11 protein-coding genes, 1 tRNA gene and 1 pseudogene are annotated in these 15,006 nt (G+C 68.3%); 11 read left to right on the top strand and 2 right to left on the bottom strand.

Going from position 1 to position 15,006, the window contains the following annotated elements:
* Positions 1–216: 216 nt before the first annotated feature.
* From D1J51_RS15530 to D1J51_RS15515, 4 genes are all read left to right on the top strand, one after another.
* The gene (locus D1J51_RS15530) at positions 217–1,833 is read left to right on the top strand and encodes an ABC transporter substrate-binding protein (protein WP_240423349.1); all 1,617 of its coding nucleotides are present in this window, start codon (positions 217–219) and stop codon (positions 1,831–1,833) included.
* A 67-nt stretch (positions 1,834–1,900) separates the two neighbouring features.
* Positions 1,901–2,977: an ABC transporter permease gene (locus D1J51_RS15525; RefSeq protein ID WP_119076760.1), complete on the top strand. Its 1,077-nt coding sequence runs from the start codon at positions 1,901–1,903 to the stop codon at positions 2,975–2,977.
* A gap of 1 nt (position 2,978) precedes the next feature.
* Positions 2,979–4,037 (top strand): ABC transporter permease, encoded by a 1,059-nt coding sequence (locus D1J51_RS15520; RefSeq protein ID WP_119076758.1) that lies wholly within the window; start codon positions 2,979–2,981, stop codon positions 4,035–4,037.
* Entirely contained in the window at positions 4,034–5,731 is a 1,698-nt protein-coding gene (locus tag D1J51_RS15515) for a dipeptide ABC transporter ATP-binding protein (RefSeq protein WP_119076756.1), read from the top strand. The genes D1J51_RS15520 and D1J51_RS15515 overlap by 4 nt, the downstream gene beginning before the upstream one ends.
* Before the next feature lie 30 nt (positions 5,732–5,761).
* Here the strand turns inward: D1J51_RS15515 and D1J51_RS15510 are convergent, their stop codons facing one another.
* Complete coding sequence (locus tag D1J51_RS15510) at positions 5,762–6,949, bottom strand: multidrug effflux MFS transporter (RefSeq protein WP_119076754.1); 1,188 nt, start codon at positions 6,947–6,949, stop codon at positions 5,762–5,764.
* A gap of 153 nt (positions 6,950–7,102) precedes the next feature.
* On the opposite strand from D1J51_RS15510, the gene typA reads away from it, so the two are divergent.
* From typA to D1J51_RS15495, 3 genes are all read left to right on the top strand, one after another.
* Positions 7,103–9,007: a translational GTPase TypA gene (typA, locus tag D1J51_RS15505; protein WP_119076753.1), complete on the top strand. Its 1,905-nt coding sequence runs from the start codon at positions 7,103–7,105 to the stop codon at positions 9,005–9,007.
* 49 nt (positions 9,008–9,056) lie between these two features.
* Complete coding sequence (locus D1J51_RS15500; protein WP_119076751.1) at positions 9,057–9,425, top strand: GntR family transcriptional regulator; 369 nt, start codon at positions 9,057–9,059, stop codon at positions 9,423–9,425.
* Between the two features lie 92 nt (positions 9,426–9,517).
* A tRNA-Pro gene (locus tag D1J51_RS15495) sits at positions 9,518–9,594 on the top strand.
* A 652-nt stretch (positions 9,595–10,246) separates the two neighbouring features.
* Here D1J51_RS15495 and D1J51_RS18690 read toward each other — a convergent pair.
* Positions 10,247–10,423, bottom strand: a pseudogene (locus tag D1J51_RS18690) (hypothetical protein); the annotation flags it as partial.
* Between the two features lie 246 nt (positions 10,424–10,669).
* Here D1J51_RS18690 and D1J51_RS15485 point away from each other — a divergent pair.
* From D1J51_RS15485 to D1J51_RS15470, 4 genes are read left to right on the top strand one after another with little or no spacing between them, the layout of a single operon-like run.
* Positions 10,670–11,365 carry a GntR family transcriptional regulator gene (locus D1J51_RS15485; RefSeq protein ID WP_162903885.1) on the top strand — a complete coding sequence of 232 codons (696 nt, stop codon included), beginning with the start codon at positions 10,670–10,672 and terminating at the stop codon, positions 11,363–11,365.
* A complete protein-coding gene (locus D1J51_RS15480; protein ID WP_119076746.1) occupies positions 11,362–12,420 on the top strand; it encodes an ADP-ribosylglycohydrolase family protein in 1,059 nt (352 codons plus the stop codon). Before D1J51_RS15485 ends, D1J51_RS15480 begins: the two co-directional genes overlap by 4 nt.
* A 46-nt stretch (positions 12,421–12,466) precedes the next feature.
* Positions 12,467–14,017 carry a purine-cytosine permease family protein gene (locus D1J51_RS15475; protein ID WP_119076744.1) on the top strand — a complete coding sequence of 517 codons (1,551 nt, stop codon included), beginning with the start codon at positions 12,467–12,469 and terminating at the stop codon, positions 14,015–14,017.
* Positions 14,014–14,949, top strand: coding sequence for a PfkB family carbohydrate kinase (locus tag D1J51_RS15470; protein WP_119076742.1), 936 nt, complete (start codon positions 14,014–14,016; stop codon positions 14,947–14,949). The genes D1J51_RS15475 and D1J51_RS15470 overlap by 4 nt, the downstream gene beginning before the upstream one ends.
* The last annotated feature ends 57 nt before the right edge of the window (positions 14,950–15,006 follow it).

Below are 15,006 nucleotides of genomic sequence, written 5' to 3'. Positions count from 1 at the left end.
AGCATGGCGAAACCTTACAGTTCGAACCGGATTCCGCATCGAACTTTTTTCGGGGAGCTACAGAACTCGATCACGAAGCCGTCACGAGAGCCGGTTTTGGTCATGGGGGTCTCGGCGGCTCGCTAGGCTGAATCCGTTACAGACATCGGATCTTCTCGTGGGGGGGCGGCTCATCGGCATGCCCCGGCGCGGGTGGGAATTTCAAGGAGGAATCCAGTGAAGCGATCACGAATCGGCTTGGGGTTCGTCGCGCTGGCGGCAGCGGGTGCGCTCGGACTGTCGGGCTGCGCATCGAACGGCGGCGGCTCGAACGCCGGCGGCTCGGGCGGTGCGATCACCGTCGGTACGACCGAGGTGGTCACCTCCCTCGACCCGGCGGGTGCGTACGACAACGGCTCCTTCGCCGTGATGACCAACGTCTACCCGTTCCTGATGAACAACCCCGTGGGCGAGTCGACGGTGCAGCCGGACATTGCTGAGTCCGCCGAGTTCACCGCTCCCAAGGAGTACACGGTGAAGCTGAAGCCGAGCCTCACCTTCGCGAACGGCAACGACCTCACGAGCTCCGACGTGAAGTTCACCTTCGATCGTCAGATCGCCATCGCCGACCCCAACGGCCCCTCGAGCCTCCTCGGCAGCATCGAGAGCATCGACACTCCCGACGACGTCACGGTGGTCTTCAACCTGAAGTCGGAGAACGATCAGACCTTCCCGCAGGTGCTCTCGAGCCCGGCCGGTCCGATCGTGGACGAGGACGTCTTCCCGGCCGACGCGGTCGCCGATGATGCGGCCATCGTGAAGGGCAAGCCGTTCGCCGGTCCGTACACCCTGGACAACTTCGACAAGGGCAACCTGGCCGCGTTCAAGGCGAACGACGCCTATCAGGGGATGTGGGGCGCCCCGAAGAACTCGGCCGTCAACGTCAAGTACTTCGCGAACGAGTCGAACCTCAGCCAGGCCATCGAGACCAAGGGCGTCGACGTGGCGTTCCGCAGCCTCTCGGCCACGGACGTCGCGAAGTTCGAGGGCACGGACGGCCTCAACGTCGTCAAGGGCCCCGGCGGCGAGATCCGCTACCTGGTGTTCAACTTCAACACCATGCCCTTCGGCGCGACGACCGAGCAGGCCGATCCGGCCAAGGCCCTGGCAGTTCGCCAGGCGACCGCCGATCTGATCGACCGCGAGAAGATCTCCTCCGGCGTCTTCAAGGGAACGTACACGCCGCTGTACTCCTACATTCCCGAGGGCGTGCTGGGAGCGAACGACTCGCTGAAGGGGCTGTACGGCGACGGCAAGGGCGGCCCGGACGCCGCGCGTGCGGCCCAGCGGCTCCAGGACGCGGGCGTCGAGACCCCGGTGAACCTGCAGCTGCAGTACGCGGGCGAGCGCTACGGCGCGGCCTCCGCCGAGGAGTACGCGCAGATCAAGAGCCAGCTCGAGGCCGACGGCCTCTTCACGGTCGACCTGCAGTCCACGGAGTGGGGGCAGTACACGAAGGATCGCGTCCAGGACCTCTACCCCGTGTACCAGCTCGGATGGTTCCCCGACTACTCCGACCCGGACAACTATCTGACGCCGTTCTTCGCTCCCGAGAACTTCCTCGTGAACGCATACGAGAGCAGCGAGGTGAACTCGCTCCTGAACCAGCAGCGGGTCACCGTCGATCCCAACGAGCGCACGGCGCTTCTCGATCAGGTGCAGGCGAAGCTCGCCCAGGACCTGTCGACGCTCCCGATGCAGCAGGGCGCTCAGGTCGCGGTCGCCGTCGACGGCGTCGAGGGCGTCACCCTCGACCCCTCGTTCAAGTTCCGCTTCGGCACGCTGACGAAGTAGATAGGCTGAAAGCGGGCGGGCGCGCCATGAGCGTCCGCCCGCTTTCATCATTTCACCGGAAGTGCACATGGTTATCACCGACACCGCTGTGACCACGCCCGCTGCCAAGAAGCAGCGGAGCGGGGGAGGGCTGGGCCGCTACATCCTGTGGCGGGCGCTGCTCATCATTCCGACCGTCTTCATCCTGGTGACGATGGTCTTCCTGCTCATGCGAACGATCGGCGATCCGATCACCGCCTCGGTGGGGGATCGGCTGCCACCGGCCCAGCTCGCCCAGCGCATCGCCGAGGCCGGCTACGATCGGCCGGTTCTCGTGCAGTACCTCGAGTATCTCGGCAAGGTCTTCACGGGAGACTTCGGGACGACCCTCAGCGATCGCCGGCCCGTGACCGATGTGCTCCTCACGTTCGGGTCGGCGACACTGGAACTCGCCGTCTACACCCTGCTCGTCGCCCTGGTCGTGGGTATTCCGCTCGGCATGCTCGCCGCGTACTATCGCGATCGTGGCCCCGATGCCGCCCTGCGCGTGTTCGCCATCTTCACCTACGCCACGCCGGTGTTCTTCTCGGGCCTCATCATGAAGCTCATCTTCGGCGTCTGGCTGGGATGGCTGCCCGTCTCCGGCCGGGCCTCGGTCGCCACGGAGCTGCAGCTGCAGCTGCTGCAGAATCCGACGGGGATCTACCTGATCGACGCGTTCCGCACGGGCGACATGGCGAACGTCTGGGATGTGCTGTCGTACGCGGTGCTGCCCGCACTGACCCTCGGCATGATGACGGCCGGCGTCTTCCTGCGCCTCGTGCGCACGAACATGATCGGCACGATCGGTCGCGAGTACATCGACTCGGGACGCTCTCGCGGAGTGAGCGAGTTCCGGCTCGTCACCAAGCACGCCTACAAGCCCGCGCTGATTCCCATCATCACCGTGATCGGCATGCAGATCGCGCTGCTGCTCGCGGGAGCGGTGCTCACCGAGACCACCTTCGAGTGGAAGGGTCTCGGGTTTCAACTGGCCTACTACCTCAGAGCCCGCGACTTCGTCGCGGTTCAGGGCATCGTGGCGCTGCTCGCCGTGATCGTGGCGCTGACCAACTTCATCGTCGACGTGATCGCCGCGCTGATCGATCCGCGAGTGAGGTACTGACATGACGACCGTCGATACCGCGGCCCCCCTTGTCCGCGAGCGCGCCTGGCACTCCTGGCCGCTGATCAAGCAGCTGCGCCAGAGCGTCGGGCTGCAGCGGGGCATGCTGGTCGCGGGCCTCGTGCTCGTCGGCCTGTTCGCGCTCACCGCGCTGTTCGCTCCGCTCCTCGCCCCCTACAGCTACTCGGCGCTGTCCGGCCCCGACGGCGACTTCGGATCGCTGCAGGCGCCCTCTGCGGCGCATCCGCTCGGCACCTCGATCGCCGGGTACGACGTGCTCTCCCGCGTGATCTGGGGCGCCCGCACGGCGTTTCTCGTGATCGTCATCGCGGTGATCAGCTCGATCTTCGCGGGCTCGTTCCTGGGGCTGCTCTCCGGCTACGTCGGTGGCTGGCTGGACCGCGTGCTCGTGATGCTCGCCGACGCGATCTACGCGTTCCCGTCCCTGCTGCTCGCGATCGTGATGTCGATCGTGATCTCGGGAGGACAGTCGGATCTGTGGGGCGGCATCTGGGCGGCCTCGCTCTCGATCACGGTGGTGTTCATCCCGCAGTACCTCCGGGTGGTGCGCTCCGAGGTGATCCGCGTGAAGGCCGAGGCCTTCGTCGAGTCGGCGCGGGTGGTGGGCGCGAGCCACTGGCGGATCATGTTCCGCCACGTGATGCGCAACTCGACGCGGTCGCTGCCGCTCGTGTTCACGCTGAACGCGTCGGAGGCGATCCTCACCCTCGCGGGCCTCGGCTTTCTGGGCTTCGGCATCGAGCCGAACTCCGCGTCCGAGTGGGGGTACGACCTCAACAAGGCGATCGCCGACGTGACCAACGGCGTGTGGTGGACCAGCCTCTGGCCGGGGCTCGCGATCGTGCTCGTGGTGATGGGCCTCACACTGACCGGAGAGAGCCTCAACGACCTCGCCGACCCGAGGCTGCGCAGCCGTCGCCGTGCGAAGGCCGGAAGCGGCTCGGTGGCGAACACCTCGGTGGGGGCGGACGAGGCGACCCGGAACGGGTCGGCGGCAGCGGTGAACGCCGAGGACGCGGCGGAAGGAGACGGGCGATGAGCCGGACCGATCGGGTGCTCGACATCCGGGATCTCGAGGTGACCTTCTCGACCGACCGCGGCCCGGTGAAGGCAGTGGACGGCGTCTCGCTGACGGTCGAACCCGGGCGCGTGCTCGCGGTGGTGGGCGAGTCCGGATCGGGCAAGACCGTCTCGGCGCGCACCGTGCTCGGGCTGCTCCCCGAGACCGCGGTCGCCGCGGGCTCGGTGATCCTCAACTCTCGCGACGGATCCGAGCAGAACGACGTGCTGCATCTCAGCGCCGAGCAGATGCGCCGGGTGCGCGGCCGCGACGTCGCCATGGTGTTCCAGGAGGCCTCGACCGCGCTCAACCCGGTGTTCACCATCGGCTGGCAGGTCGCGGAGGGACTGCGGGCCCACGACCGCAGGCTGTCGAGGAAGCAGGCGCGCGAGCGGGCCATCGAGATGCTCGAGCGGGTCGGCATCCCCGAGCCGCGCGAGCGCGTGGACTACTACCCGCATCAGCTCTCCGGCGGCCAGAAGCAGCGCGTGATGATCGCGATGGCGCTCGCGCTCGAGCCCGGGCTCATCGTCGCCGACGAGCCGACGACCGCGCTCGACGTGACGGTGCAGGCCGAGATCCTCGACCTGCTGCGCAAGCTGCGCGACGAGTTCGGCACCGCGATCCTGCTCATCACGCACAACATGGGCGTGGTGGCCGATCTCGCCGATGACGTCGCGGTCATGTACCGGGGCGAGGTCGTGGAGCGCGCCCCCGTCGCGGAGCTGTTCGCGAGCCCGCGCGAGGAGTACACCCGCAACCTGCTCGGGGCCGTGCTGAAGCTGGGCGGCGGCAAGATCCGTGTGCGGGCCCGCTCCGAAGCGGAAGCGCCGAGCGAGGCCGTCGTCGCGGCGAACGGGCTCGAGATCCAGTATCCGGGCCGGCTGGGGCGCCCGGGCTTCAGGGCCGTTCGCGGGGTGAGCTTCGAGATCGCGGCCGGCGAGGTGTACGGGCTCGTGGGAGAGTCGGGATCCGGCAAGTCGACCATCGGGCGGGCGATCGCCGGCCTCACCACCGCCACCGGGGGATCGCTGCGGGTGCTCGGGCATGAGATGGTCGGAGTCAGGGAGCGCAGCTTCAAGGCTGCGCGCCGCGACATCGGCTTCGTGTTCCAGGATCCGGCGTCGAGCTTCAACCCGCTGCTCACGATCGCGGAGAACGTCGCCGAGCCGCTCGTCGTGCACCGCCTCGCGCGCGACGCGGCCGGTGCGCGGAAGCGCGTCGACGAGCTGCTCGAGGCCGTGCAGCTGCCGAAGGGGTACGGGGATCGCTTCCCGCACGAACTCTCGGGCGGCCAGCGGCAGCGCGCCTCCCTCGCGCGCGGGCTCGCGCTCGACCCGAAGCTCCTCATCGCCGACGAGCCGACCTCCGCGCTCGACGTCTCCGTGCAGGCCCGCGTGCTCGAGCTCTTCACCGAGTTGCAGGCCGAGCTGGGGTTCGCATCGCTGTTCATCACGCACGACCTCGCGGTCGTGGACGCGCTCGCGGATCGAGTGGGGGTGCTCTATCACGGCGAACTCGTGGAGAGCGGACCGGCCGAAGAGATCCTGAATCGACCTCGTGAGACCTACACCCAGCGCCTGCTCGCTTCGCTGCCGGTGCCCGACCCGGCCGAACAGGCCGAGCGCCGCGCACTAGCGCGGGCGTTGAGGGAGGGCGAGGCCTCGGCGTGACGCCCGGAGGCGCGGCCGGCGTCGACGCGGCTACCGCGCCAGCAGCGCGTAGCGCAGCGCACCGGCGCAGGCCAGCGCCGACGCGGTGAGCACGAACAGCGACATCGGCAGGGCCGTGTGCTCGCCCCAGGCTCCCACGAGGGGCGATGCGAGGCCGCCGACGGCGAACTGGGAGGCCCCCAGCAGCGCCGATCCCGATCCCCGCGTGTCGTCCGCGAGCGACAGCGCGATGGCGCTCGAGTTCGACATGACGAGGCCCGAGCCGCCGGTGAGCGCGAACGCGCACGCGATGAACAGCGCAGGGGAGAGAGCGCCGCTAGCGCTGAGGGCGGTGAGGGCGGCACCCGCGGCGAGCGAGAGGAGGGTGCCGATCAGCATCATGCGCCTGGCGGGCACGCGGCCGGCGAGGCGCGCATTGGTGAAGTTGGCCAGGATCATCGCCGCCGCGCCGGCGGCGAACGCGAGCGAGTAGAGCAGCGGCGGCATCTCCAGCACCACCTGACCCACGAACGGCGACGCCGAGATGTACGACATCATGCCGCCGAAGCCGAGCCCGAACACGCACATGAGCAGCAGGAAGCGGCGATCGCCGAGCAGCGCGCCGAAGCTGCGCAGAGCAGTGCGCAGGCCGGAGCCGCGCGACTCGCGGGGCAGCGATTCTGGCACGAAGAACGCGGCGAGGGCGAACATGGCGACCGCTATCGCGGCGAGTGCCGCGAGTACGGCGCGCCAGTCGCCGAGCGTGAGGATCGCTCCGCCGACCGGCGGGGCGATCAGCGGCCCGAGCCCCACGAACATCGCGATGAGGCTGATGGCGCGGATCGCGGCGGGCCCCTTCGAAAGGTCGACCGCGATGGCGCGGGAGACGACGACGCCGGCGGATCCCGACATGCCCTGAAGCGCGCGCAGCACGACGAAGACCGCGATGTTGGGAGCGAACACCATCGCGACGCTGGACGCGGCGAAGACCGCGAGCGAGACGACGAGCACGGGGCGCCTGCCGCTCTGGTCCGAGAGCGGCCCGAGCAGCAGCTGCCCGACGCCCATGCCGATGAGGAAGGCGGTGAGCGTGAGCTGCACCGACGAGGGCCGGGCGCCGAGATCCCGGGCGATGGCGGTGAACGAGGCCAGATACATGTCGGTGGCGAAGGGTCCCACCGCCGCGAGGAACGAGAGCACCGCGAGCAGTCCCGGGGTGAGTCTGCGGCGCGCGGTCATCCCTCAGATAATATGCGATCGGGGTGCAGCCGGAGACGCTCCGTCCGTTAGAATTGCACGTCGGCCTTTTCGGTGCCAGCGTGCGAGGCCTCGCACCGCACCCGGCCTCCTGCCGCGCCGACGCTCCGCTCGTCTCGTTAGGACTCCACCTCTATGGCTCTCGCCACTCGCGAAGACCTCCGCAACGTCGCCATCGTCGCACACGTCGACCACGGCAAGACCACCCTCGTCGACGCCATGCTGCGTCAGACCGACTCGTTCGATGCGCACGCCGAGGTCGACGACCGGGTCATGGACTCCAACGACCTCGAGCGCGAGAAGGGCATCACGATCCTCGCCAAGAACACGGCGATCACCTACCAGGGCGCGCACGCGAAGAACGGCCCCATCGTCATCAACGTGGTCGACACCCCGGGGCACGCCGACTTCGGCGGCGAGGTGGAGCGCGCCCTCTCCATGGTCGACGGCGTCGTGCTGCTCGTCGACGCCTCGGAGGGCCCGCTGCCGCAGACCCGCTTCGTGCTGCGCAAGGCGCTCGAGGCGCACCTCCCGGTGATCCTCGCGGTCAACAAGACGGACCGCCCCGACGCCCGCATCGAGGAGGTCGAGGGGGAGGCGCAGGATCTGCTGCTCGGACTCGCCTCCGACCTGTCGGAGGACCACCCCGACATCGACGTCGACGCCGTGCTCGACGTGCCCACCGTGTACCTCTCGGGTCGTGCCGGCGCCGCCTCGCACGCCCGCCCGGCCGACGGCTCGCTGCCCGACAACCCCGACCTCGAACCGCTGTTCGAGACGATCCTCGAGCGCGTTCCCGCACCGCGGTACGACGACGGGCACCCGCTGCAGGCCCACGTCACCAACCTCGACTCCTCGCCCTTCCTCGGCCGCATCGCCCTGCTGCGCGTGCACCACGGCTGGATCAAGAAGGGCCAGACGGTGGCCTGGGTGAAGCACGACGGCTCCGTGCAGAACGTGCGGATCACCGAGCTCATGCTCACCAGGGCGCTCACCCGCTACCCGGCCGAGCAGGCGGGACCGGGCGACATCGTGGCCATCGCGGGCATCGAGGACATCACCATCGGCGAGACCATCGCAGACGCCGAGGACGTGCGCCCGCTGCCCACGATCACGGTCGACGAGCCCGCGATCTCCATGACCATCGGCGCCAACACCTCGCCGCTCGTCGGCAAGGTCAAGGGGCACAAGCTCACCGCCCGCATGATCAAGGATCGCCTCGAACGCGAGCTCATCGGCAACGTGTCGCTGCGCGTGCTGGGCACCGATCGCCCCGACGCCTGGGAGGTGCAGGGACGCGGCGAGCTCGCGCTCGCGATCCTCGTCGAGAACATGCGCCGCGAGGGCTTCGAGCTCACCGTGGGCAAGCCCCAGGTGGTCACCCGGGAGATCGACGGCAAGACCCACGAGCCGTACGAGCACCTCACGATCGACACCCCCGAGGAGCACCTCGGCGCGATCACGCAGCTCCTGGCCGCCCGCAAGGGCCGCATGGAGAACATGGTCAACCACGGCACCGGCTGGGTGCGCATGGAGTTCATCGTGCCGTCGCGCGGCCTCATCGGCTTCCGCTCGGAGTTCATGACCATCACCCGCGGCACCGGCATCGCCAACGCGATCTCGCACGGCTACGGCGAGTGGGCCGGCGTCATCACGACCCGCAACAACGGATCCATCGTGGCCGACCGCTCCGGCGTCGCCACGCCGTTCGCCATCATGAACCTCCAGGAGCGCATGACCTTCTTCGTGCAGCCCGCCGAGGAGGTCTACGAGGGCATGGTCATCGGCGAGAACTCGCGCAACGAGGACATGGACGTGAACATCACCAAGGAGAAGAAGCTCACCAACATGCGCTCCTCCACGGCCGACACCTTCGAGTCGATGACTCCGCCACGCAAGCTCACGCTCGAAGAGTGCCTCGAGTTCGCGCGCGAGGACGAGTGCGTCGAGGTGACCCCCGAGAACGTGCGCATCCGCAAGGTGGAGCTCGAGGGCTCGCTGCGTGCGCGTGCGGCCTCGCGCCTCAAGAACCAGAAGTAGGGGCCGCCCGCGCCTCCGTCAGTGATCCGGCCTATCGAGGGGAGCGACCGTGAACATCGAAGCGAGGATCGATCCTCGGGACCCGCGTCCCCCGTTCGAGCAGTTGCGGACCCAACTGATCGAGCGGATCATGAGCCGGGAGATCCCGGCCGGAACGAAGCTGCCGGCCGTTCGTCGCCTGGCGGCGGAGCTGGCGCTCGCCCCGAACACGGTCGCCCGCGCGTACCGCGAGTTGGAGGCCGACGGGTACCTCATCACGCGGGGCCGCAACGGCACCGTCGTCGCGCCGGTGGCAGCCGTCGACGCGGAGACCCAGCGCAGGGCGGCGGATCTGGTGGCGGCGTACGTGTCGGGGATGCGCGGCCTCGGGATCGGGCCCGACACCATCCTGGGGGAGGTGCGCCGGGCGCTCGAGTGAGGCAGCGGGCGTTTCGGTGTTCGCGCCTCGTGAGCGTCGATTTTCTCCCGTGCGGGAAACGCGGTAGAGTAATCCCTGCGTGAAAACGCGATCGGGATGTGGCGCAGCTTGGTAGCGCACGTCGTTCGGGACGACGGGGTCGCAGGTTCAAATCCTGTCATCCCGACCAATACCGGCTTGTTCAAACCTTTGGTTTGAGTAGGTGGGTAAACGTATTGAGCAGGGTCTTCCATGGAAACGCGGGAGGCCCTGCTCTTTTTCTTGCCTACTCGCGGGTCGGTGTGGTGGTGCCGTGCGCGCCAGGTCTGGAAGGCGGCGTTGATTTCAGAGCGTTCGCTGGTGAGTTGGAAGCTGTCATCGGTGACGCGTACGAACAGCCGCTCGAAGAACGCACCGAGAAGGTCTCGACGGACACTCTCGGGGAGTACCTGGTAGATTTCGCCGGGGTATTCGAGGAGGTCGACGTACGCGAGGACTTCGTCGATGCCGTGTTGCAGTTGCGTGCCGGTGCGGTTGAGTCTCTCTTGGAGGGCGCCTTTGTGCAGGGTGACGTTTTCGAGGCGTTCGTGGAGCTTGGCGCTTGTGACGGTGCCTTCTGCTGCGAGGTCGATCAGGCGCTCTTCTTGAGCTTCGACCTTCTGCAGCTGCCTACGGAGAGTGTCTTTTTCCTCGTTCTCTGTGGCTTGCATGCGTTGGAGTGCGCGGCGCACCTCGTCACGTATTTCGGAGAGTTCGTCGGTGTGAAACTTTTCTGCTGCGACGGCCCGTTCGGCGGCTGCTTCGATGTCGTTCAGGCGAACGGTGCGGATGCGGCACTTCCCGCGCTGTTTCGCGGTGCAGACGTAGTACTCGTAGGTGCCGCCGTGCCCGGTGTTCCGGCTGCAGACGAGGCGACTGAGCCGTCCCTCGTCGGAGCATTCGGCGCAGTACAGGAGGCCGCGCCGGAAGTGGAAGTGGATCCGGTCGCGATCGCCGCGCCGGTTGCGTCCATCGAGCACTTACGGAGTTCCGGGCCTTTGCTGTTTCCGTTACCGCCCTGAGTGGATGCGGTGCGGAGGTGCCCATTGCCCTCGCGTCGCTCCGCAGCACGGCTTCGCGGGAAGAAGGCGCGGGCACCGCCGGGTTTGCCTTCGACCGCAAATAGGTGTACAAGTATGAACATGTCTATCATTGGTGAGGGGTCTCTGGAACCCTCTCAGGCGGGTGGTGCCGGGGCTCGGACGCGGTTCGGGAAGCGGGCGCAGGTGGTGCGAGCGATCGAGACGAACATTCGTCGCGGAGAGCTTCGCAACGGCCAGCAGCTGGATGGCGAGGTCGCGCTGGCCGAGCAGTTCTCGGTGTCGCGCGGCACCATCCGCCAGGCGTTGGACGAGCTGAAGCAGCGCAACCTGGTCACCACCGTGGGCGGGGTGGGGTCGTTTGTGACCTTCGACGGAGTCGCCTTGCAGCAGTCCCTCGGCTGGGCGCGCGCCTTGCGGCAGGCGGGCGGCAAGGTCGCCACCCGCGTGATCGGCATCGACATCGTCGACTGGGCGCAAGCACCTGAGGTCGACGCGGCGGACGCTGTGCGCTCGAGCGCGCACGCGGTGCGCATCCGACGAGTGCGCGAAATGGCCTCCGGGGAGCCGGTATCCTACGAGGTGTCGTTCGTACCCGCGACCGGCGTCCTTCGCGAGCTGCCTGCGACGGGGTTGGTGGACGGTTCGATATGGGCGTCGCTGTCCCGGGCGGGACTGCGGGCGATGACGGGCACCCAGGATGTGCGGCTGGCCCGTCTAGACGAGACCGAAGCGGCGTTGCTCGAGCAGGATGCGGGGGCGGTCTTCTTACGCACCGACCGCTGGTCCTACGGCGCGGACGGGCGACTGGTGGAGTTTGTGACCGCGCGCCTGGACCCCGATCATTTCCGGCTCACCGTCATGTTTGGAGACCCCGCATGACCGCCCCGCCTCGCTCCGAACACTCGCCCCTGGTCGACCGTGCCGTGGGAGTACTGCTGGGACTGGCGGTGGGGGACGCGTTGGGCATGCCGACCCAGTCGATGAGCCGAGAGCGGATCGCAGACACGTACGGGTCGATCACGGGTTTGGTGGACGCGGTCGACGCGCAGCCGATCGCCCCGTCAATGCCGGCAGGCAGTATCACCGATGACACCGAGCAGGCATTGCTGGTCGGCGAGCTGTTGGTTTCCGGGGGAGGGCGGATCGCGGCCGGCACGTTCGCGGACGCGCTCGCGAGCTGGGAACGGGGCATGGAAGCGAAGGGGTCGCGGGATCTGCTCGGCCCGTCCACGAAGGCCGCGATCGCGGCGATCCAGCAGGGCGCGTCCTTGGATGACGATCCCGGCCGGTTCGGGACTACCAACGGCGCGGCGATGCGTATCGCTCCGATCGGCATCGCTTTCCGCCCCGATCAGGACATCCTGCTGCCCGCGGTGGTAGAGGCGTCCTGGATCACCCACAACACCGGGCTGGGACTGTCCGCGGCGGCGGCGGTCGCCGCGGCGATCTCGGTCGCTCTCGAGGACCCCGCCACCGGTATCCCGGAGCTGACCGCAGCAGCGTCTCAGGCTGCTGACGCGTTGACCGGGACGGGGAATTGGGTGGCGGGAGCATCTGTGGGGGCGCGGATTCGGTGGGCGAGTGCGGCGGCGGCGGATCTGGGCGAGGCGGAGGCGGTGGAGTTTATCGCTGAGATCGTCGGTACCTCAGTCGCGTCGCAGGAGTCTGTCCCTGCCGCGTTCGCACTGATCGCGAGGTTCGGTGCCGACCCGTATCGCACGCTCCTGCACGCGGCCAACATCGGCGGCGACACCGACACGATCGCGGCGATCGCCGGAGCAGTGCTCGGAGCCCGCCACGGAACCACCGCCTGGCCGAAAGCGGTCACCGCCCAGGTGCTGGAACGCAACGACCTCGATCTGCACCCGCTGGCAACCGCGCTGCTCGCACTGCGCACCCCCACCTCCGCATCCAACACCCGCGTCCAGGCCTGACCGGCGAACCCGCCTTCGGAATTTTCACGACTCAGAGGAGAGCCCCATGTCCGACCCCACCCGCATCACACCGACCGGCCCCGCGGAAGCTGCCGGCCCCGCTTCGACGGGCGCCAGTGCGTCGCCGGGCGGTGTCAGCGTGGCGACGGTTCCCGCCAGATTGGGGTCGGTGGAGCAGCGCGGTATCGAACCGGTACCCCCGGCTGAGCGGACGGGGAGGCCGATGCAGCTGTTCTGGGCGTGGTTCGCCGCGAACATCTCCATCCTCGGTTTGCCGTTGGGTATCTCGCTCATCAACGGCGGTTTGAACCTGTGGCAGGCGCTGATCGCTGCGGCCGTGGGCGCGTTCGGATCGTTCGCGATCGTCGGGGTGATCTCGATCGCCGGGCGACGCGGCCATGCCCCGAGCCTGACCCTGTCGCGAGCGATTTTCGGTGTGCGCGGCAACATCGGACCGACGGTCGTATCGCTTCTGTCCCGGCTGGGGTGGGAGACGGTGAATACCGCGACGGCCGCGTTCGCGCTCATCGCACTGAGCTCGTTGCTGTTCGGCACCAGCGGTAAGGCGAAAGACGTGCCGGTGATCGCCCTGGTCAGCATCGGCATCTTCGTCGTGTGCACCGTGATCGTGTCCGGGCTCGGACACGCGACGCTCATGGTGATCCAGAAATGGGCGACCTGGGTGTTCGGCGGCCTGAACATCGTGGTCGCGATCTTCCTGCTCACCCGCATCGACTGGTCGGTCGTCTTCAACACCCCCGCGGGATCGACCGCCGCCGTGATCATCGGCATCGGCACCATCGCCGGCGGCACCGGCATCGGGTGGGCGAACGCGGGCGCGGATATGTCCCGCTACCAGGGCGACAGAGTCTCGGCAGGCAGCCTGATCGTCAGCGCCGCCGCCGGGGCGGGGATCCCGCTGGTGCTGCTGATCGGCCTGGGGAGCGTCCTCGGCGCCGGCGAGGCCGGCCTGGCCGCAGCCGCCAACGGACCCGTCGGCGCCCTCGCCGAGGCCATGCCCCCGTGGCTCGCGATCGTCTACCTGGTCACGGCGTTCGGTGGGCTGCTGGTCAGCAACCACATGTCGGTGTACTCCGCCGGCCTGACCACCCTCACCCTGGGGGTGCGGATCAAGCGAGTGTACGCGGTGATCGTCGATGTCATCGTCACCACCATCGGCGCCATCTACTTCCTCCTCATCGCCGATAACTTCTACGACCCGTTTATCTCCTTCATCGTGCTCCTAGCCGTTCCGATCACCGCGTGGGTGGGCGTGTTCATCGCCGACATGCTCCGCCGCCGCGACTACGGCGGCGACGCGCTGCTCGAGCTGTCCTCACGCTCGGTCTACTGGTACCGAGGCGGCATCGAGTGGCGGGCGACCGGGGTGTGGGCGGCCGCGATCATCATCGGTTATCTGTTCACTCAGGCAGGCCCCGCGGCAGCGCCCTGGTTCACCGGGCCCCTCCACAGCACCTGGTTCGGGCAGAACGGGCTCGGCTGGGCGATCACCCTTGCCGTCGCGTTCCTCGGCTACCTCGCCCTCAGCGGCGCCCGCACCCCACGCGCCACGCCAGTGAATGAGGTGCGTGCATGAGCACTCGGGCCCCGCGCGTGCTGCACACCGGTCAGGCGATTGCAGACATCGTGCTGCGCATCCCCGCCCTGCCATCAGCGGGTGGGGACGTGCTCGCCTCCGCCACCGACATCACGGCTGGAGGCGGGTTCAACGTGATGGCCGCCGCCGCCCGCGACGGCGCACCCGTCACCTACCTCGGCGCCATCGGCGAGGGCCCGTTCGCGAACATCGTCACCAGCGCCCTCAAAACCGAGGGCATCGAGGTGCCGAACCCGCCCGTGACCGGCACCGACACGGGGTTCTCCGTCGCGATGGTCGACGACAGCACGGAACGCACATTCGTCACCTCGCCGGGCGCGGAAACCTACGTGCAGCTCGAGCACCTCACCGGCACCGCGGTCAGCGCACACGACATCGTCTACGTCACCGGCTACTCCCTCCTCCACGAGCACAATCGCGCCTCCCTGCTGAAGTGGATCCCCACCCTCCCTGCCGCGACGACCATCATCTTCGACCCGTCCCCGCTGGTGCACGAGATCGCCGATGAGGCGTGGACGCTTCTACAGCAGCGCGCAACGATCTGGACCCTCAACGTCCGGGAAGCCGCCCTCGCCGCCACCCGCTTCAACGCCCCCGCGGAAGACCCGCGCACCCTCCTCGACACCCTCGCCGGCCATCTCCACGGCCGCGTGATTCTTCGAGACGGGAACGCCGGCGCCTACCTCTCCGAGCACACACCGCCCCTCATCCCCGGCATGCGAGTAAGAGCCGTGGATACCAACGGTGCCGGCGACGCCCACACCGGTGTGCTCGCCGCCGCACTCACCCGCGGCGACAACCTGCACGATGCAGTTCGACGCGCGAACATCGCCGCCGCCTTCGCCGTCACCCGAACCGGCCCCGCCACCGCGCCCCACCGCGCCGACATCGACCGCGCACTCCACGCATGACGCACGCTGTCGCGGAAGCCTAAGGGTCTGTCCGATGAACGGTGTGTGGGGTCCGGC

The organism is Leucobacter sp. wl10 (genome assembly GCF_003569785.1).
Classification (GTDB): domain Bacteria; phylum Actinomycetota; class Actinomycetes; order Actinomycetales; family Microbacteriaceae; genus Leucobacter.
This window is presented reverse-complemented; position numbering and strand designations above follow the sequence as displayed.

Bases quoted from the DNA above. Each gene is read 5' to 3' on its own strand.
- D1J51_RS15475 (WP_119076744.1), top strand. From the start codon at position 12,467: ATGTCCGACCCCACCCGCATCACACCGACCGGCCCCGCGGAAGCTGCC.
- D1J51_RS15525 (WP_119076760.1), top strand. From the start codon at position 1,901: ATGGTTATCACCGACACCGCTGTGACCACGCCCGCTGCCAAGAAGCAG.
- D1J51_RS15480 (WP_119076746.1), top strand. From the start codon at position 11,362: ATGACCGCCCCGCCTCGCTCCGAACACTCGCCCCTGGTCGACCGTGCC.
- D1J51_RS15515 (WP_119076756.1), top strand. From the start codon at position 4,034: ATGAGCCGGACCGATCGGGTGCTCGACATCCGGGATCTCGAGGTGACC.
- D1J51_RS15510 (WP_119076754.1), bottom strand. From the start codon at position 6,949: ATGACCGCGCGCCGCAGACTCACCCCGGGACTGCTCGCGGTGCTCTCG.
- D1J51_RS15520 (WP_119076758.1), top strand. From the start codon at position 2,979: ATGACGACCGTCGATACCGCGGCCCCCCTTGTCCGCGAGCGCGCCTGG.
- typA (WP_119076753.1), top strand. From the start codon at position 7,103: ATGGCTCTCGCCACTCGCGAAGACCTCCGCAACGTCGCCATCGTCGCA.
- D1J51_RS15470 (WP_119076742.1), top strand. From the start codon at position 14,014: ATGAGCACTCGGGCCCCGCGCGTGCTGCACACCGGTCAGGCGATTGCA.